We start from the raw sequence: 17,284 nt of genomic DNA on the forward strand, positions 1-17,284 counted from the left end.
ACACTGATATGACGCAATTTGGTTTCAGGTTTTCCCGGCATGTGTCCGCCCTGTGTGCGGGTCTGGTTATGGGTGGCCTGCTGGTAGCTTGTACCCCGACCGTTCAGGTGGCTGCGCCCAAGGAGCCGATAACCGTAAACCTGAATGTGAAAATCCAGCATGAAATTTACGTGAAGGTTGATAAAGACGTCGACGAACTGTTCAGTGAAGAGGGCCTGTTCTGAATATCCGGGAGTTTTTACGCAGAGAATTACAAAGGAGTAGAACATGACACTATTTACAAGATTCAGCGCCCTGATTCTGGCGTTCTGCCTGGCGCTGCCCGCCTTGGCCATGAGCCTGGATGAAGCCAAGAACGCCCTGGAATCCGCGAAAAGCCAGGGGCTCGTAGGGGAAACGCCAACCGGCTATCTGGCAGCGGTAAGCTCCGACCCTGAGGCCCGTGAGATTGTCAAAGCAATCAATGATGCGCGGCGTGAGGCCTACAAAAAGATCGCTGAGAAGCATGGTATAGCCGTCACCAAGGTTGAGACAGTGGCGGGCCAGAAGGCCGTGGACAAAACACCGCCCGGGCAATATATCCTGGTAGGGGACAGCTGGGTCAGGAAGTAGGATCTGGCTGAACCGCCTTGATATGCCCGGCTTTTTCCAGCATCGCGGCGGCTTCTTTGTCTCTGCCTTGTCTGGCTAACGCCTCGGCCAGATTGTTCCAGCCAGCACTGATATGCGGGAATTTCTCAGTCAGGGTGCGGTAGTAATTCTCAGCTTCAGACCATTTGCCTTGTTGATAGGCAATATTGCCCAAACCGAGCAAAGCTGCAGGCTGGTCTGGCCACGCCTCTGATGCGGTCTTGTACGCGGTTTTTGCGGAAGCTGTCTGTTGAGTTGTTTCAAGGTCGTGGGCTGCCATCAGAAACCTGAGCGGCTCGGCAGTTGCCGGAATCCGGTCTGGCGGCAGAATGACCCGTGCCCAACGGTCTGACCGGTTCCAGGTTGCCATGAAGGCACTGGCGGGCTGGCGATACCGTTCTTCGGTGCCGCTGTGAAGTATCAGAGACCGGGCCGCCCTGTCATAACCGATGACTACCGCAAAATGCCATTGCGGCCACCAGCCAAAACGCAGATTCTGCAAAACCAGAACCGGGTGGCCCGCCTGAACTTCCTCAAGTACGCTCTCCAGATGCGGTTCCAGCGGATACACCAGCATGCCGTACTGGCGTGCCGCTGCCACCATTTCCACTTGTAAAGCGCCTTTGCGCTCTGGCAGATATACCCTGTCGACCAGCTCGTCGGGCGTCACCTTCACTTCCTGGGCGTTCAGCATCATTGCCAGAGAGGCCGGTCCGCACTGGTACTTTTTTTGCGGATGAAAAGGCACTTCGGTGAGGAGGGTGGTGCTGTCGAACGAATCCGGCCATTTTGGCTGGCTGGCGCAGCCTGAGAGCAGGGTTACGAAAAAAACTCCCAGCACTGCCGCCAGAGGAAGCCGCGCGGACTTCTGCCAGAGCACAGGCATGTGAATATGCTTAACGGATACAGTTAACGAACGGGAAGATATCCGTTGCGCACAGCATGTCCGTGATGATGAACACCAGCAGGAAAAGCACGATAATACCTACCACGCCTTCACCGGCAGGGGCCTCGGCAAGCTGCTGTTTGAAGTCCGCCAGTTCGGCAGGCGTAAGGCTCTGGATTCGGTCTCTCACTTCCTGCTCACCAACGCCCATACTTGCCAGAGTGCTTTTTACATCTTCGCGTTCCAGCATGTTCATCAGGGCTTCGCGATCAATATCGGCTCGCTGTTCGGTCAGAAGTTCACCTGTGCCCACAATGTTTGCAGAGGCCGGGGTGGCCCAGATTGAACTCAGAATCATCAGGAGGGCCATAATGGCCGAAACGGACCGCGTGTAGCATCGTACTGCTTGCATAAGACTGTTCCTGTTCAGGTTCCTGTTTATGGATCAATCAGTAGCAAGTGTAAACAGTTCTGTTATGTTTGCCGATAAAATCGGATTACCAAGCATTAATCAGAGCCCCGGGGATGCCAAACTCAAACCTGGTGCCGTACCAGCATCGCCTTGATGCGGCCGATGGCTTTCATGGGGTTCAGACCTTTCGGGCAATAGGCGGTGCAGTTGCCTATGCCGCGACAGCGAAACACGCTGAACGGGTCTTCCAGCTTTGCCAGCCGTTCTGCTGTTGCGGTGTCCCGGGAGTCGAGCAGAAACCGGTAGGCCTGTAACAAGCCGGCGGGGCCCACGTATTTTTCCGGGTTCCACCACCACGAGGGGCAGGCCGAGGTGCAGCAGGCGCATAGAATGCACTCGTATAAACCATCAAGTTTTGCGCGGTCTTCGGGGCTTTGCAGCCGTTCGATGGCCGGTCTCGGTTGATCGTTGATTAGCCACGGCTGAATGCTTTTGTACTGCTTGAAAAACAGTGTCTGATCTACCACCAGATCACGAATAACCGGCATGCCGGGCAGGGGGCGAATGGTCAGCTTGTCAGACTTGCCGATGGCATCAGCTACCCGCGTGATACAGCCAAGCCCGTTACGGCCATTTATATTCAAACCATCAGAGCCGCAAACACCCTCACGGCATGAACGGCGGAAGGAAAGCGTGGGATCACGTGTTTTAAGATGCTCAAGAACATCCAGTACCATTCGGTTGCGGTAACTGGAACCCACTTCCACATCCTGCACATAGGGTGCGCTATCGGTTTCCGGGTTGTAGCGATAGAGGCAGACGGTGATCGGGTTCATGGTAAACCATCCCTCGCTGGTCACGGCCAGCAGCAACGAAACAAACAGAGCAGACAATGACACGGCACTAGGCCGCAAGAGTCTCCCTGTTTAAAGAAGTGTGTGAAATAGATGTTCTATAGAAACTCTAGTACACGCAGGGAGAGCGTCAAGGGGTGGCACAGGCTTCAGGCAACTTTTGCTCCGGCATTCAGCCTCAGCTGCAAGCCATGGCTGTAAAACACCAATCTGGGCTTTTGGCCGTGAATTCCCAGTTCCCGCAGCCGCTGAGCCATTGCATGAGAACTTGCGCCAACGGAGGCCCGGATGCTGCCCGGCAGGCACACCCGGCCACCACCCCGGGTAACTACAAGAGTTCGCAGCAGGTCTTTCCTGAGTTGGGAGTATAGGAGAATGTCCAGTTGGGGCCCGGGCAGGCCAGGGCCGGGGGAGCCGCTTACCGTAAGAATACTCTCATCACTGTCCGGGTCTTTCACGGTGCTGCGAAAACCCGATCCGGAGAGTGAAAAACTGATGCCGGTGATGAACTTGGGGAATCCCCAGACTTCTTTACCGGCAGCGCAGGCTGCGGCTGTGGTGACCGGAAGATCGATAACCGTGAGCCCCATCTTTCGCCTATCCAGAGCCTGATACATCGCCAGCCATGGATGCCTGGGCTGGGTCGTTCCCGCAGGCACGGTGGCAATGGCAACACCAACCTCGTTGTAGGTGCCCACCGCTGTTTCCCGGTACTCGTACATGGCCAGCGCCACCAGGGCTTTGCCTCCGGGAAACCTTGCTACCTCTGCCAGACTGGTGTTCAACAGGGGGGCGGCCTTCTCCAGCGCTACTTCATAGAGTGCCAGAAAGTTGGAGTTGTCGTAGTAGAGTATGGGCAGGTCTATCTTTCCCTCACTGGTTTGGAAGGGGGTCAGAGGGTATTGAAAAAACGGATCCTGGTGCCAGTTGGTCATGGTTAAACTCCGATGGGTGCTGATGATGGTGAGCACAGAGGAAGCAGCTGGTCTTGCCAGTCTTCAATGACAGAAAGCTGGTTGATCTGGTTGGTTCCCTCGAAAATCCGGGTCAGGCGAACGTCCCGGAATATTTTTTCAATCTTCTGTTCCTGCAGTCCGCCCTGGTCGGCAAGCAGGTCCAGGGCCATTTCCACAACAATCTGAGCCCGGTTTGTCGCATGGAATTTACAGGCCGAAGCGTTGAGCTGTCGTGGTTTCCAGGCATTCCGGGCTTCCTGCCAAACCATGCTGCGTATGGCCCGGGTTTCCGCCACCATGGTTGCAATGTGTTGCTGTACATCCTGATAGTGGATCAGCGCTTTACCGCCGAGCTGGTAGCGGCAGGCGAAGGTCGTGGCCTGTTCGGTTGCGGCCCGGGCAAATCCCACCGCCATTGAGGCGACCGGAATCCGGGACGTATTCAGGCTCGCGCGGTTCAGCACCCAGCCTTTTCGCAAGCCGCCGATAACATGGCTGTCCGGCACAAATACCTCTGTAAACTCCAGATCTGCAGCGCCGGATGCGCGCATGCCCATTTTCATTTCATTTCGTGCAACCCTGAACCCCGGGCTGGCCGCATCCACATAAAAGCATGTCCAGGATTCCATGCCCTCACCCTCAAGCGCCGCAAAGACAGTCAGGGTCCGGGCCATGTCTCCACCACTTATAAAGCACTTGCGCCCGTTGAGCTTCCAGCCCCCCTGGCAGCGGCTGGCTACAACACCCGGTTTGTAATCCCGGGCACCGTGCCCGTCTTCGGCATCCGAACCCGCGCCTGGTTCGGTAATGGCGAAAGCCACCAGATGCGGGTCCCCTTTGTGGCAGGAACGGTATACCGGTGCCAGAAAACGCCGGATGACCTTAATATCGCCAGAGAGAAGCAGTGGTATACAGCCCAGGTGATGGGCCGAGAGCAGAAGCATCAGGCCCCCGCAGACCCTGCTGAACTCCTCAACCACCAGGCTGGATTGCCACACAGGCGGGTAAAGACTTCTTTTCCAGCTCATGCTGCCCAAGGGCCTGGGCAGGAAATAACTCAGCCATCCCTCGCGGGCGGCAACTTTCAGCATGTCGGTGATTGCCGGTGGGTGCTGCCCGGGAACTGTGTGCATGGCAAGATCTGCCTCCGCAGAAAGGGGCGCAAGATACGTTTCAGCGAATGTACGGGCCCGTCGCCGCAGTTGCGCCAGGGGCGCAGGTAGTCTGCGGGTATCGGACGCCCACAGATCATCACGCTGGTAGCTGGTGATCTGTTGGGCAATCCGGGGAAGCGCAGCGAACTGCCAGTGGGGTGCCAGTCTGTGATCTGCCGGAAGATGGCCTTCCAGATGCATTGCCCGGTTAATCATTTATATTTCTCCCCAGGCGTGAATGAACAGTGGTATCTCCCGGGTACCTCCACTCTGAAAGCGCAACATGTTCTGGTCGCGCAGCAGTTTCTCGGGCCCGCAATCCTGCATGTATCCAATGCCACCATGCACTTGCATGGCGAGGTTGGCAGCCATGCAAAGCCTGGGATGAAGTTGCTGGCGAGCCATCATCAGTTCTTTCAGGCTCAGCCTGGATAGCGGCCTGGTCAGTCCGCTCAGAACCATCTCGGCTTCCCACCTGGCCTGCTGAATCTTTGCCAGCATGGTCTGGACAGCCGCATGCTGGCTGATAACCCTGCCTCCTTGACGGCGCAGACTGGCGAATTCTCCGGCCATAGCTGCACCGTGCTGGTTGGTACCGGCTGCTATGGCAAGTAATCCCAGAGCGTCCAGAACAAGCATGGAAGAGACCTGTTGCTGCGTCGCGCCGACAATTTCGCCGTTCGCCGGGCCTGCACTGACTTGCCAGGTGCCCAGTTCATCAAGCCCGTGCTGCGGGCGGCAGGGCGTAATCGCAATCTCGCTGCGATGTACAAGTTGCCAGCTCATAACGCCCTCGTGCCACACAGGCCAGATCAGATTCTGCCACTGTGGAGGCGCCGTAAGGGGTGTGTTGCAAGTGTTTCGATCCAGCCAGTCTGCGAGCATGGATTGATCTTCATCCGTAACCCTCCGGCGCAGCCAGCGGGCCAGTGATCCTCTGGCAAGCCCGTGATGGCCCGTTGGGATTGCGGTCAGTGCCAGCGGTGCCTGCTGTGTTTCGTTAAGGCGGAATCCGATGGAACGTGCAAGAAAACAGGCTAATGCATTGCGGTGCCATGCCAGGGCTATGCCGGCGTTAACCGAGGCCAGCTGTTTAAGTGCACCGATGCTGAAAGCGAGAGCGTTTGCATCTTCAGGTTGTGCCCATAAAGCGAAGCCGGGGTTCTGGTCATCACCGGGCAGAATGCCGAAGTCGTATGCAGCCTGGCTGAGCTTTGAAATCGCTTCAGCCGAAGCCGGCAGGTCCGGGCGCTGGGTTATCGGGGCCATTTCGGTCGTGCTGAACCGGGTGACTTCATCCAGTAGTGGTTGGAGGTCATCGGTCGCAAGAAGAGCGGGGGCCATAAAATGTACCTGGTGTTTTGCTTTTGTTACGTCCAGATTATTTCTTAAACCGCCTTGCGTGAATGCTGAACAGGGTCAATAATTTTAGTTTTTGGGCCATGGAGGCTTGTATGTCCGGGTTTCTGGATTTCAGGCGCAGCATCACCAGTGTTCGTTTGATGGTCGACTATGGCGTTGAGCAGGGATTATCGTTGGCAGAACTGCTCAAAGGCAGCCAGATATCCCGGGCGTTGCTGATGAACCCGAACACCGAAATTACGGCAAGCCAGGAACTGCAGGTAATCCGGAATCTTCTGGACAGATTTGATGAGGTGGAAACTGTCGCGCGTGCCATTGGCGCGAGATACCAATGCTCCGCCTACGGGCTTTGGGGCTATGGGCTGATGTGCAGCGCCACAGCAGGAGACGCCTTGAAGTTGGCTCTGCGTTTTTTGCCACTCACCTACGCCTATACGGTAATTTCATATCATGAAGAAAAGGATATGGGGGTTCTTGATTTTGGTGAGCCGCAGTTTGAATGGCGTCTGAAGCAGTTTGTGGTCGCAAGGGACATGGCAGCCGCAACTGTTCTCATGCACGAGTTGCTGGGCCAGTCTTTCAAGGTTGTGGAGACTTCCCGTAACACGTTTGCGTTTTCCAGAGACCAGTTGTCCCGAAAACTGCCGCAGGCGAATCCGGTCACCGCAGAATTATGTGAACAGCAGTGCCGTGCGCTCATGGAACAGAGGCGAAGCAGTGCCGGCGTTCAGGCGATCGTCACGCATTATCTGCAGAATTCCGGTACACGGAGGCCCACTTTAATGGCAGCTGCGCACCACCTCGATATGAGCGAACGAACCCTGAAGCGTCATTTGCAGGCTGAAGGGGTCTGTTTCCGGCAATTGCTGGAGCGCGTTCGAAAAGACAACGCCGAGCGCCTGCTGAATCAGGGAACCATGGCTATTTCGGAAATTGCCGAGCGCCTCGGGTTCAGTGATGCGTCTACGTTTTCCCAGGCGTTCAAACGCTGGACAGGAAAGGCCCCCAGCTACTGGGCCGGTAAATCCGGTAAAACAGATGTTGCGTAAACTTGCATACGTTATGCTGTCCAGATTCTTTTCTTTTCATTGCCAGGCTCTCAAATATGTCCGAAACAGACGACACCACGTTTGAAATTTTTCCATGGAACCGGAATTTCGAAACAGGTATCGATGAGATTGACGAGCAACACAAGGTGCTTGTTGAAATTCTGAACCGGCTTGCCTGGCACTTTGCATCCAGCACCTCGGAACTGGACTGCGGTCATATTCTTGACGAACTGCTGTCTTACGCCGCCTATCACTTCAAAGCGGAAGAAAAAATCTGGAAAGCGGCACTTGGTGAGCATCAAATGGTGCGAAACCATCATGATGGCCACCAACTCTTCTTTGTACAGATCCAGATTTACCGCTCCAGTGGCGAACCGGCAGAAAAAATCATGGCGGACCTTTTCAATTATCTCACCCGCTGGCTGGCGTTTCACATTCTGGAATCGGATCGGCGAATGGCGCTTACCATCGGTGCCGTAGAGCGTGGCCTCTCCCCGGAGGAAGCCAGAAAGGAGGTTGATGGCCAGTTAAGCGGCGCAGTTTCTGTCATGGTTTCTGCGCTTCTGGAGATTTACGGCAAGCTATCTGCCAGCACGATACAGCTGATGCGCGAAAAGATGGCGAGGCTCAGAGCGGAGGAAGAGCTTACCCGGTTGCAACAGGAAAAGCTGAATTCCGCACTGGAGCAACAGGCAACGGATCATGAGAAACAGCTCCGGTTTCTGGCTTATTCAGATCCGGTGACAGGGTTGATGAACCGCAATGGCATTCTCAGGGAGATACGTCGCGTCATCCGGCACAAGAACCTGCCAACAGAGTCGGCAGCGTTGATATCCATCGATCTGGATAATTTTCGCGCGGTGAATGCCCGCTTTGGTGAAGAGTCGGCAGACCGGTTACTTGGCTTGCTGGCAAAGCGCTGGAGCGATGCTCTTACACAGGGCGGGCAACTGGCTCGTATCAGCGGTGATGAATTTGTCGTCCTGTTACCGGATTGTGCAAAGGTGGATCTGCAGCTGAAAGCTCTGAGACTGACGGCCGAACAGCCGTTTATTCTGGACGGTGGCAGTATCTCCATCGCCTTCAGTGCCGGCGTTGTGCGGTTTCCCCATAGCGGTGCAGACGATGCCGATACGCTCTTGCGCCAGGCCGATCAAACCTTGTTTCGTGCCAAACAGGAACAAAAAGGAGACTGGTTGTATCTGGATGCCAGTGAACAACGCCTGTCCGTGGAGCGCCAGCAGCTTCTTGCCGATATTCGGGCAGCGCTTGCGGATAACCAGTTCCGGCTCGTATACCAGCCCAAGGTTTGCCTCTGTTCCGGACAAGTGATTGGTGTTGAAGCGCTTATACGGTGGGAGCACCCGGAAAAGGGCTTGCTGAGCCCGATACACTTTTTGCCGGCGCTGGAACACCATCCTCTGGTGGTGGATATCGGTGAGTGGGTGATAGACCAGGCGCTCCGGCAGATGACCCGTTGGGACAGCGAAGGCCTGGCTTTGAATGTGGCTGTTAATATTGCCGCCACACACCTTCAACACCCGGATTTCGTTGCACGGCTGGCGGAGGCGTTGGCCAGCTACCCCCACATAGATCCGCAACGGCTTGATCTTGAAATACTTGAAACAGCCGCTCTCGGTGAGCTCGACAAGGCACACAGCACCATCCGGGATTGCGAACGCCTCGGCGTTACTTTTTCACTGGATGATTTTGGCACCGGGTATTCCTCGCTTTCCTATCTCAAGCAGCTGCCGGTAAAAACGCTGAAAATAGACCAGGGGTTCGTAAGAGGAGCACTTTCAAATTCGGACGATATCAGCATTCTCAGGGGTATAATCGGATTGTCTCAGGCCTTTGACCGAAAGCTGGTGGCGGAGGGGGTCGAAACCATGGAGCACGGAGAACTCCTGATTCGTCTTGGCTGTTATGATGCCCAGGGCTACGCCATTGCCAAGCCAATGAAACCGGAGAAAATAGCCACCTGGAAAAGCCAGTGGCGACCCTACCCCGAATGGTCTGCCGGAGAACAAGTAACACAATGATTACGCCTGCAAATACAACAGACAACCGTAAAATCGCCAAAGCCCGTTTGCCACGCATGATGTTCGATTACTTTGATGGTGGCGCCTTTTCCGAACAAACCCTGAGAGAGAACACCGGGGATTTCCAGGGCCTGCACTTTCGTCAGCGGGTCATGCGGGATGTTTCCACTGCGTCTGCAGCCACACGGATACTGGGCCAGGAGGCCGCACTGCCGCTGGCTCTCGCGCCCGTTGGCCTTGCCGGTATGCTTGCGCGGAGAGGGGAGGTGCAAGCGGCCCGGGCAGCACAGGCCAGGGGCGTACCCTTTTGCCTCAGCACCGTCTCGATCTGTTCCCTTGAGGAAGTTGCTGCAGCAAACAGTTCAAACAAGTGGTTTCAGCTTTATGTTCTGAAAGACAGGGGTTACTCGGAGGCTCTGCTTGACCGTGCCCACAAGGCCGGTTACTCCACCCTGGTGTTCACCGTGGACCTCCCCAGGGTTGGCGTGCGATACCGGGATGTGCGCAACGGCATGAACGGTGGGCTTTCTCCCTGGGGGAAAATTCAGAAGCTCTCCGATTTGCTCTCCCATCCCCTCTGGTTATGGGATGTTGTTGTCAAGGGCAAGCCCCTGACCTTTGGCAACCTCTCCGATGCCGTGCCCTCGGGCCGCAACCCTGAGGATTTTAAAGCCTGGGTTGATCGGCAGTTTGATGCGTCTGTCACCTGGAAGGACCTGGACTGGGTGCGGCAGCACTGGCAGGGCAAACTGGTTATCAAGGGAATTATGGACCCGGACGACGCCCTTTGCGCGGTGGATGTAGGAGCGGATGGCATTGTAGTGTCCAACCATGGCGGGCGACAGCTGGATGGCGCGCCTTCAACAATCTCGGCACTGCCGGCTATTGTAAAAGCTGTGTCAGGAAAAACCGAGATCCTGTTTGATGGCGGTGTACAGTCTGGTCAGGATGTTGTGCGGGCGCTTTGTCTGGGCGCAAACAGCTGTCTGGTGGGGCGTGCATGGGCCTATGCGCTTGCGGCCGGCGGGGAGGCTGCGGTTTCCCGACTGCTGGATAACTTCCGGTATGAGGTGGAGTTGACCCTTGCACTGTTGGGCAAGAATTCGGTACAACAATTGGCTCCGGATGATCTTGTCTGAATTGCAAAACGGAGGGCCGACAATGGAAATCCGAATCAAAAGAGCTTATGAAGACGCGGCACGTTCCGACGGGCCAAGAATTCTTGTGGACAGAATCTGGCCACGTGGCGTTGCCAAGGAAGATGCTGATCTGGAAACCTGGCTTAAAGGCCTGGCCCCGTCAACCGAATTGCGAAAATGGTTTGGCCATGATCCGGAAAAATGGGACGAATTCCGGCAACGCTACCTGAAAGAGCTGAAAAAGTCAGACGCGGCCGAGGATCTGGAAAAGCTGCAGTCGATAGTGAAAGAGCACAAGCGTATAACGCTGGTATTTGCCGCGAAGGATACCGAGCATAATAACGCCGCAGCCCTTCGCGATTTCCTGAAAAATGGCGATTTATAGCCGGCCAAGCGCTTGCTGAAGATCGGCAACAAGATCCCGGGCGTCTTCCAGGCCCACGGACAGCCGCAACATGCCGTCGCTAATGCCGTGGCGCTCCCGTTCCTCACGGCTTATACCGTGGTGGCTGGTGGCGCACGGCTGGGAAACCAGGCTCTCCACGCCACCCAGACTGGTGGCCAACAGGAAAATTTCCAGGTTGTCGGCTACCTTGGCAGCCTGTTCCCGGCCCCCTTCAATTTCAATGGTCAGCACACCACCAAATCCATCCATTTGTTTTGCCGCCAATCCATGGCCGGGGAAGCCCGGTAAGCCGGGATAAAGCACTCGTTTGATTGCCGGGTGATCCGCCATTGCACGGGCAACAGCCATGGCATTCTCGTTATGCTGCTTTATCCGCACGGGCAAGGTTCGAAGGCTGCGCGAGAGCAGGGCTGCGGTTTCCGGAGCCAGGATCTGGCCGAGGTTTTTCCGCCACTCTGCAACCGGCCGGATTCGTTCTTCCGAGGCCATCACAGCTCCCGCTGTGATATCGCTGTGGCCCCCGAGAAACTTGCTCGCGCTGTGAATGCTCAGGTCCGCACCGAGTGTAATCGGGCGCTGGTTTATTGGCGAGGCAAAAGTGTTATCAACAGCAAGAAGGGCGCCACCTGCGTGAGCGCTCTGCGCGAGTTCGCGTATGTCCAGTATGCCCAGCGTCGGATTGGCGGGGGATTCGCAATACACCAGCATTCCCGGCCTGGTCAGGGCATCTGCCAGCAGGCCGGATTCATTGTGCAGCAGGAAGGTGACAGGAATGCCCAACGGCTGCAGGTGCCTGGCGAGCAGTTCCTGTGTTCCGCCGTAGAGATCGCCAACGCAAACAATCCCGTTGCGCCCGTGGGCAAATAAACAGGCAGAAATTGCCGCCATGCCGGAGGCGAAGGCCAGCGCCTGCTCACAGTGCTCGAGGCAGGCCAGCCCCTGCTCAAGCTCACAAATGCTCGGGTTGCTGCCCCAGCGGGTGTAGAGATTGCCCGGCGCTCTGCCTTCTATGACATCTTCAAGGGAAGCTGTGTCCGGAAATCGATAGGTGGTTGTGTTGTACACCGGTGAATAAGGGCTGCCAAAGCTGTCTCTGTGGCGCCGGTTGTGAATGATCCGGGTGGCTGTGCCCTGCTCGGGCCGGGGCTCTGGCGTGATGGCAGATTTTGCTTTGGAATCCGGCGGCATAGGCTCCCCCTGGGGCTGGATGTGGTATTTAAGTAGAGTCGGGGATTATTCTGGCAGCCCTGGCTGCCACTGACTACCGGCAGAGATGACCGACAGCATATGGCCTCAGGATACTGGCAGCGCAGAGGATCTGCTATGCTCCACGGCTTCCCGGTTCGGGATGGTTAGCTGTCATGGTGAGTTGCTGATACTGGAGTCTTCAGAATGCCGGTTATGGTTCAGGCGTTGGTGCCTGTTTTCGCGCTGATTGTATTGGGCCACCTGTTCAGACGCTGGGCGTTTCCCTCCGTCGAGTTCTGGCCCCAGGCCGAACGCTTCACCTACTACGTGCTTTTCCCCGCCATGCTGGTGTTCAAGCTTGGCCAGGCACGGCTCCCTGCTTCTGTTTATGGTGAAACTGCTTTGCTGATCGGTTCCATGCTTGTTGCCATGACGCTCGCGCTGGTCATAGTGCAGTTGGTCTGGCGCTGGAGCGGAGCCGTTTTTTCCTCGGTCTATCAGGGCGCTATCCGGTTTAACTCCTATGTGGGGCTGGCTGCCGGCGGTATGTTGCTGGGGGATGATGGCCTTTCTGTCACAGCAATTGCGGTTGCCGTTATGGTGCCGTTACTGAACCTGCTGTGCATACTCATGTTTTCGGTAGTTGCATCTGAGGGCCCGGCGCGGGTAGGGCCGGTGCTGCGTGCTATTGCATCCAACCCGCTGATTATCGGGTCGGTTCTCGGAGTTACCTGGAGCTTCTTCGAGATCGGTTTTCATCCGCTCCTGGCAGGCACGCTGGAGCCATTGAGCAATCTGGCCTTGCCTATGGGGCTGATGACGGTTGGTGCAGGGCTGCAATTAAAAGCTCTGCGAGGTGGCTCCGTGCCTTTTGTGGTGTCTTCTGTTCTCAAGCTTTTAGTGTTTCCGCTGATGGCTGCAGGCCTTGCTTTCTTACTGGGCCTGGACGGCACACTGGTGCAGGTCGCCGTGCTTCTGGCCACTCTGCCGACCGCTACATCCGCTTACATTCTTGCCCGCCAACTGGGTGGTGATGCGCCGTTGATGGCAGGCATCATCAGTGGCCAGACGCTGCTGGCCATGGTGTCTATCCCGTTAATGCTCAGCATTCTCTGGTAGGCATGCGAGTACGGCATCGGCGATGCTCTGCTGGAAGGCTGCATAACCGTTCGCAGTGGCATCAATATCCGTAGCCAGGGGATCCCAGGTGCTGAACGTTACATCAAGGCCCTCAGTGATCGAGCGCCACCACTGCCGGTTGAATTGCGGCTCGGTGAGCAGGCAGGGGGTATCGGCAGCACGCAGTTTGTTCTGGACTTCAGCAATATGCCGTGCTCCTGGCGAGAGTTCCGGGTTGAGGGTCAGAACGCCTGCAAGGCGCAGATTGTAGTGTTCTGCGAACCGGATAAAGGCCGTGTGATAGGCAAACAGGCTGATGTGCGTGACGGGCTCCAGCTGTTTCCGGATCTGCGTTTCTTTTTCCAAAACGGCAGCCCGGAATTCTGCCAGGTTGTGATCCAGTGCCCGTGAGTCTGTACCTTCCAGCGTAACCAGTGCATCACGGATATCTTGCGCCATGGCCACAGCCATGTAAGGGTCTACCCAGATATGCGGATCTTCGCCGTCGCCATGATCGTGCCCGTGGTGTTCGTCATCATGGCTGCTGTCATAGCCCTCATCGTGCCCATCGTGGTTGTCAGCGACCTTGCCGGCATTTTCCAGCCTGGCATCCGTCGCCATGAGGGCGATCGAGCGCTCACCGAATTCACTGCCGGTCAAAAGGCGTGTGAGGAAGGTTTCCATGCCCGGACCTACCCAGAATACAATATCGGCACTTTCCAGTGCCCGGCGATTCGAGGGCGCTATGGAATAGTTATGGGGGCTGGAGCCTGGTGGTACAAGCGTGCTGATTTCCATGTCCTCTGTTGCGATGGCGCGCACCAGAAGTTCCAGAGGCTTGATGGAGGTGACAATACGAGCATCCGCCAGGGCATTGCTGCCAAACAGGAGAGTGCTGGCACCAAGGACAAGAAGGGGAAGGGCGGCTTTAATGACACGCATGGTGGTGTGAGTCCTGTTCTTTGTTTGCAATGTTATAATATAACACCCAAGAGAACGTTAGCGCAAAATCTGACGGGATTTTTTGGTGTGAACCGGGGAGGTCGCTGTAATGAAGCAACTGGCATTCATGCGAAATAATGCCCGGGTCGGTATAATGCCGGCCTGATCAAAAGGCTCCCGACTTACAGGAAGGTTTCATGACCGTACGTACCCGAATTGCTCCATCACCCACCGGTGATCCACACGTTGGTACCGCCTACGTGGCTCTGTTCAACCTGTGTTTTGCCCGTCAGCACGGCGGCCAGTTCATCCTGCGTATTGAAGACACCGACCAGGCGCGCAGCACTGCCGAGTCTGAACAGGATATTCTCAAGGCCTTGCGCTGGCTTGGCCTTAACTGGGATGAAGGCCCGGATGTAGGCGGCCCCCACGGGCCGTATCGTCAATCTGAACGCAAGCATACCTATGCCCAGTACGCGGAAGATCTGGTTACCGCGGGCCATGCGTTTTATTGCTTCCGCACGCCGGAGGAGCTGGATGCAATTCGGGAGGAGCGCAAGGCACAAGGCCTGAATCCGGGTATCAAAGGCAATCTTGAGTTGCCTGATGAAGAAGTCAAACGTCGCCTGGATGCCGGTGAATCTTATGTCATTCGTATGAAGGTGCCCGATGAAGGCATCTGCGAAATCGAAGACATGCTCCGTGGCACCATTGAAATCGACTGGGCGCAGGTGGACTGCCAGATCCTGCTGAAATCCGATGGTATGCCGACTTACCACCTGGCCAATGTGGTTGACGACCATCAGATGGCCATCACACACGTGCTGCGCGGCGAAGAATGGATTAACTCGGCGCCCAAGCATAAATTACTGTACGAATATTTTGGCTGGGACATGCCGGTACTCTGCCACCTGCCACTGCTTCGGAATCCGGATAAGAGCAAGCTTTCCAAGCGTAAAAATCCCACCAGCATCAACTTCTACGAGCGCATGGGCTTCCTGCCGGAAGCGGTCACCAACTACCTTGGCCGCATGGGCTGGTCCATGCCGGATGAGCGTGAAAAGTTCACCCTGGATGAAATGATCGCCAATTTCGATATCCAGCGCGTCTCCCTGGGTGGCCCGGTTTTCGATGTGGAAAAGCTGCGCTGGCTTAATGGTCAGTGGTTACGTGAGGAGCTCACGGAAGACCAGTTTATGGAGCGCATGCGCCAGTGGTGGTTCAATGAAGACGCACTCAGGGCACTGGTGCCGCATATCAAGGGCAGGGCAGAGGTGTTCTCCGATGTGGCGCCCATGGCCCAGTTCATGTTCTCTGGCCTGCTGGATTTGAAACCTGAGGACTTTGTCCACAACAAACTGGAAGAAAGCCAGATCAAACGGGTGCTCCAGTTCACCTTGTGGAAACTGGAAGCCCAGCGCCACTGGAGTAAGGAAACCATATTCGCAGATATCAAGTTCCTGGCCAAAGCCATGGGTCTGAAAATGGGTGATTTCATGTTCTCCGTTTTTGTAGCGATTGCCGGTACGCCTAATTCCTGGTCGGTTATGGATTCCATGGACCTGCTGGGGCCGGACATGACCCGGGCCCGTTTGCGCCATGCTCTTGAAGTGCTTGGTGGTTTCTCGAAGAAAGAAACCAAAAAAGTGGAAAAAGAGTATGCATCTCTGAGTGCTTTTTGATCAGTTTGGCGAAGAAATGAGCGGCCCGGGCAGGGGAGTTCAGAAAACCGGAAAAAAGTGGGGCGAAAGGTTGACGCCCCTCGGGCGGATCCTTAATATACGCATCCGTTGAGGGGCCATAGCTCAGCTGGGAGAGCGCAACACTGGCAGTGTTGAGGTCGGCGGTTCGATCCCGCCTGGCTCCACCAATTTCCAGTCCCCTTCGTCTAGTGGCCTAGGACTCCGCCCTTTCACGGCGGCAACAGGGGTTCGAACCCCCTAGGGGACGCCAATACGGCTTGACGGTTTAGTCCACCGGCCAGCCATCAAAAAAACCGCCTTCGGGCGGTTTTTTTGTGCCTGAAGAAAAGTGAAGTCCAGCTATGTGCCAGAGAGTGTGAGCAGGGTGCCGCCTCCCAAAACACGCCGTGAACCCGTCCATGGGGGCTTGGTGTTGCCATCCCTGGCAACACACAGTTTTGGGAGGCGGCACCCTGCTCACTTGGCCTGAAGTGGCCTGCTTTCCTGGTTTCCTGCTTTAACGGGAGGCCATGGCCCCCTTGCCGACACCTTCGTAGGCTTTTACCAGAATCGTATCGCTGGGAAATTCGGCTTTAAGCTGGTCGGCGATGTGAGCGGCAATGAATTCAACGGTTGTATCTGTGTTCATCATGTAAACCCGCGCCTCGGGCAGTGTCAAAGTAAACTCGCCCTGGTTCGCTTCGTACTCAAAGGTGATGTAAGCCACATCATTCTCAACATGGCGGCGTACAACGTCTTCCTCGGTGCCCACGTAGATATCTTCCCAGCGCGCGGCCCAGGTGCGTTCCAGCTCTTCATCGCGCTTTCCATTACGGTCAATGCGAATCGGTGAGCGGTGGCCGTGGGCTATGCGCTGGCAGTTACCCAGGTGCTTTTTCAGACCATGAACGTAATGGTAATAGGCGCCTTCGATGACCTCTTCTCGCAGATTAAGTGTTACCGAAGTGACGTTTGCCGGCAGTACTGCCATCAGTTCGCGCTCAAGCAGCGCCGCAACTGCCGAGGGGATGACACGTTCTGCCGAAAGCCAGACAACGGCTTCGTCTGGAGAACGATGGACAATGTGGGTGCCGTCCGCAAGAGTCCAGATGAAGGTATCCGGTGTATCCTGATGCCATGAAAGGCCTTCATAGCCCCGGGGTATAACCAGCCGGTGATCCACGCGCTCGTCTATGATGCGCTTGATTGTGCGCTTTACATTGCTGAAATCGAATACCATACCCTGGTCATCAAGTTCGCCTCCCAGTACCACGTCGGCAATCCAGCTTTCCCCGACCAGCCCGCGGGTGGGGTCCAGGTAAGCGAAATCAATAACGGTGAGGTTGTCTACAAACAGGTGGTTCATCAAATGTCCGGGCAGGTAAGGTTGAATGATGTGCGGATTCTAGCAAAAATCCGGAGTGATTAACCGCCGGGTGACTGGCGTCACTGCAAGCCAGTCA

At 56.0% G+C, this 17,284-nt stretch carries 17 protein-coding genes and 2 tRNA genes; 10 read left to right on the top strand and 9 right to left on the bottom strand.

The features are described from left to right. Positions 1-8: 8 nt before the first annotated feature. Both CDH48_RS06025 and CDH48_RS06030 read left to right on the top strand, forming a co-directional pair. Complete coding sequence (locus CDH48_RS06025; protein WP_318276738.1) at positions 9-224, top strand: YnbE family lipoprotein; 216 nt, start codon at positions 9-11, stop codon at positions 222-224. 43 nt (positions 225-267) lie between these two features. Beyond that, a complete protein-coding gene (locus CDH48_RS06030; protein WP_100687835.1) occupies positions 268-612 on the top strand; it encodes a YdbL family protein in 345 nt (114 codons plus the stop codon). Here the strand turns inward: CDH48_RS06030 and CDH48_RS06035 are convergent. From CDH48_RS06035 to CDH48_RS06060, 6 genes are all read right to left on the bottom strand, one after another. Then, positions 602-1,516: a PA2778 family cysteine peptidase gene (locus tag CDH48_RS06035; protein WP_100687836.1), complete on the bottom strand. Its 915-nt coding sequence runs from the start codon at positions 1,514-1,516 to the stop codon at positions 602-604. The genes CDH48_RS06030 and CDH48_RS06035 overlap by 11 nt on opposite strands. 10 nt (positions 1,517-1,526) lie before the next feature. Beyond that, entirely contained in the window at positions 1,527-1,928 is a 402-nt protein-coding gene (locus CDH48_RS06040; protein WP_100687837.1) for a PA2779 family protein, read from the bottom strand. Positions 1,929-2,050: 122 nt separating this feature from the next. After that, positions 2,051-2,764: a succinate dehydrogenase iron-sulfur subunit gene (locus CDH48_RS06045; RefSeq protein WP_100688093.1), complete on the bottom strand. Its 714-nt coding sequence runs from the start codon at positions 2,762-2,764 to the stop codon at positions 2,051-2,053. A 167-nt stretch (positions 2,765-2,931) separates the two neighbouring features. Beyond that, complete coding sequence (locus CDH48_RS06050) at positions 2,932-3,717, bottom strand: acetoacetate decarboxylase family protein (protein WP_100687838.1); 786 nt, start codon at positions 3,715-3,717, stop codon at positions 2,932-2,934. Between the two features lie 2 nt (positions 3,718-3,719). After that, on the bottom strand, positions 3,720-5,108 hold the full coding sequence (locus CDH48_RS06055) for an acyl-CoA dehydrogenase family protein (RefSeq protein ID WP_198515474.1): 1,389 nt from the start codon (positions 5,106-5,108) through the stop codon (positions 3,720-3,722). Beyond that, the gene (locus tag CDH48_RS06060) at positions 5,109-6,236 is read right to left on the bottom strand and encodes an acyl-CoA dehydrogenase family protein (RefSeq protein ID WP_100687839.1); all 1,128 of its coding nucleotides are present in this window, start codon (positions 6,234-6,236) and stop codon (positions 5,109-5,111) included. It abuts the gene before it with no gap. Between the two features lie 110 nt (positions 6,237-6,346). Between CDH48_RS06060 and CDH48_RS06065 the strand changes: the two genes are divergently transcribed. From CDH48_RS06065 to CDH48_RS06080, 4 genes are read left to right on the top strand one after another with little or no spacing between them, the layout of a single operon-like run. Next, on the top strand, positions 6,347-7,303 hold the full coding sequence (locus tag CDH48_RS06065; protein WP_198515475.1) for an AraC family transcriptional regulator: 957 nt from the start codon (positions 6,347-6,349) through the stop codon (positions 7,301-7,303). Positions 7,304-7,359: 56 nt separating this feature from the next. After that, positions 7,360-9,345 (top strand): putative bifunctional diguanylate cyclase/phosphodiesterase, encoded by a 1,986-nt coding sequence (locus tag CDH48_RS06070; protein WP_100687841.1) that lies wholly within the window; start codon positions 7,360-7,362, stop codon positions 9,343-9,345. After that, positions 9,342-10,484: an L-lactate dehydrogenase gene (locus CDH48_RS06075; protein ID WP_100687842.1), complete on the top strand. Its 1,143-nt coding sequence runs from the start codon at positions 9,342-9,344 to the stop codon at positions 10,482-10,484. The genes CDH48_RS06070 and CDH48_RS06075 overlap by 4 nt, the downstream gene beginning before the upstream one ends. A gap of 22 nt (positions 10,485-10,506) precedes the next feature. Further along, positions 10,507-10,869 carry a DUF488 domain-containing protein gene (locus CDH48_RS06080; protein ID WP_100687843.1) on the top strand — a complete coding sequence of 121 codons (363 nt, stop codon included), beginning with the start codon at positions 10,507-10,509 and terminating at the stop codon, positions 10,867-10,869. On the opposite strand, the gene CDH48_RS06085 is transcribed toward CDH48_RS06080, so the two are convergent. Further along, the gene (locus tag CDH48_RS06085; RefSeq protein WP_100687844.1) at positions 10,864-12,078 is read right to left on the bottom strand and encodes a trans-sulfuration enzyme family protein; all 1,215 of its coding nucleotides are present in this window, start codon (positions 12,076-12,078) and stop codon (positions 10,864-10,866) included. The two genes, CDH48_RS06080 and CDH48_RS06085, sit on opposite strands and share 6 nt — an antisense overlap. A gap of 204 nt (positions 12,079-12,282) precedes the next feature. Here CDH48_RS06085 and CDH48_RS06090 point away from each other — a divergent pair, with 204 nt between their 5' ends. Continuing rightward, positions 12,283-13,197, top strand: coding sequence for an AEC family transporter (locus tag CDH48_RS06090; RefSeq protein ID WP_100687845.1), 915 nt, complete (start codon positions 12,283-12,285; stop codon positions 13,195-13,197). Here CDH48_RS06090 and CDH48_RS06095 read toward each other — a convergent pair. Beyond that, positions 13,174-14,139 (bottom strand): zinc ABC transporter substrate-binding protein, encoded by a 966-nt coding sequence (locus tag CDH48_RS06095; protein ID WP_100687846.1) that lies wholly within the window; start codon positions 14,137-14,139, stop codon positions 13,174-13,176. The two genes, CDH48_RS06090 and CDH48_RS06095, sit on opposite strands and share 24 nt — an antisense overlap. A 197-nt stretch (positions 14,140-14,336) precedes the next feature. Between CDH48_RS06095 and gltX the strand changes: the two genes are divergently transcribed. The 3 genes from gltX to CDH48_RS06110 all read left to right on the top strand — a co-directional run bounded on the left by gltX (position 14,337) and on the right by CDH48_RS06110 (position 16,092). Continuing rightward, entirely contained in the window at positions 14,337-15,821 is a 1,485-nt protein-coding gene (gene gltX / locus CDH48_RS06100; RefSeq protein WP_100687847.1) for a glutamate--tRNA ligase, read from the top strand. 112 nt (positions 15,822-15,933) lie between these two features. After that, positions 15,934-16,009: transfer RNA gene (locus CDH48_RS06105), tRNA-Ala, on the top strand. 7 nt (positions 16,010-16,016) lie between these two features. Continuing rightward, positions 16,017-16,092 (top strand) — tRNA-Glu (locus tag CDH48_RS06110). 246 nt (positions 16,093-16,338) lie between these two features. On the opposite strand, the gene CDH48_RS06115 is transcribed toward CDH48_RS06110, so the two are convergent. Continuing rightward, a complete protein-coding gene (locus CDH48_RS06115; protein WP_100687848.1) occupies positions 16,339-17,187 on the bottom strand; it encodes a 6-carboxytetrahydropterin synthase in 849 nt (282 codons plus the stop codon). Positions 17,188-17,284 lie beyond the last annotated feature (97 nt).

It is taken from the genome of Marinobacter aromaticivorans (assembly GCF_002806975.1).
Classification (GTDB): Bacteria; Pseudomonadota; Gammaproteobacteria; order Pseudomonadales; family Oleiphilaceae; genus Marinobacter; species Marinobacter aromaticivorans.

What these genes read in the sequence shown, in the direction of transcription:
- CDH48_RS06065 (WP_198515475.1), top strand. Translation starts at nt 6,347, where the DNA reads ATGTCCGGGTTTCTGGATTTCAGGCGCAGCATCACCAGTGTTCGTTTG.
- CDH48_RS06035 (WP_100687836.1), bottom strand. Translation starts at nt 1,516, where the DNA reads ATGCCTGTGCTCTGGCAGAAGTCCGCGCGGCTTCCTCTGGCGGCAGTG.
- CDH48_RS06050 (WP_100687838.1), bottom strand. Translation starts at nt 3,717, where the DNA reads ATGACCAACTGGCACCAGGATCCGTTTTTTCAATACCCTCTGACCCCC.
- CDH48_RS06075 (WP_100687842.1), top strand. Translation starts at nt 9,342, where the DNA reads ATGATTACGCCTGCAAATACAACAGACAACCGTAAAATCGCCAAAGCC.
- gltX (WP_100687847.1), top strand. Translation starts at nt 14,337, where the DNA reads ATGACCGTACGTACCCGAATTGCTCCATCACCCACCGGTGATCCACAC.
- CDH48_RS06090 (WP_100687845.1), top strand. Translation starts at nt 12,283, where the DNA reads ATGCCGGTTATGGTTCAGGCGTTGGTGCCTGTTTTCGCGCTGATTGTA.
- CDH48_RS06070 (WP_100687841.1), top strand. Translation starts at nt 7,360, where the DNA reads ATGTCCGAAACAGACGACACCACGTTTGAAATTTTTCCATGGAACCGG.
- CDH48_RS06060 (WP_100687839.1), bottom strand. Translation starts at nt 6,236, where the DNA reads ATGGCCCCCGCTCTTCTTGCGACCGATGACCTCCAACCACTACTGGAT.
- CDH48_RS06080 (WP_100687843.1), top strand. Translation starts at nt 10,507, where the DNA reads ATGGAAATCCGAATCAAAAGAGCTTATGAAGACGCGGCACGTTCCGAC.
- CDH48_RS06045 (WP_100688093.1), bottom strand. Translation starts at nt 2,764, where the DNA reads ATGAACCCGATCACCGTCTGCCTCTATCGCTACAACCCGGAAACCGAT.
- CDH48_RS06085 (WP_100687844.1), bottom strand. Translation starts at nt 12,078, where the DNA reads ATGCCGCCGGATTCCAAAGCAAAATCTGCCATCACGCCAGAGCCCCGG.
- CDH48_RS06115 (WP_100687848.1), bottom strand. Translation starts at nt 17,187, where the DNA reads ATGAACCACCTGTTTGTAGACAACCTCACCGTTATTGATTTCGCTTAC.
- CDH48_RS06025 (WP_318276738.1), top strand. Translation starts at nt 9, where the DNA reads ATGACGCAATTTGGTTTCAGGTTTTCCCGGCATGTGTCCGCCCTGTGT.
- CDH48_RS06055 (WP_198515474.1), bottom strand. Translation starts at nt 5,108, where the DNA reads ATGATTAACCGGGCAATGCATCTGGAAGGCCATCTTCCGGCAGATCAC.
- CDH48_RS06040 (WP_100687837.1), bottom strand. Translation starts at nt 1,928, where the DNA reads ATGCAAGCAGTACGATGCTACACGCGGTCCGTTTCGGCCATTATGGCC.
- CDH48_RS06095 (WP_100687846.1), bottom strand. Translation starts at nt 14,139, where the DNA reads ATGCGTGTCATTAAAGCCGCCCTTCCCCTTCTTGTCCTTGGTGCCAGC.
- CDH48_RS06030 (WP_100687835.1), top strand. Translation starts at nt 268, where the DNA reads ATGACACTATTTACAAGATTCAGCGCCCTGATTCTGGCGTTCTGCCTG.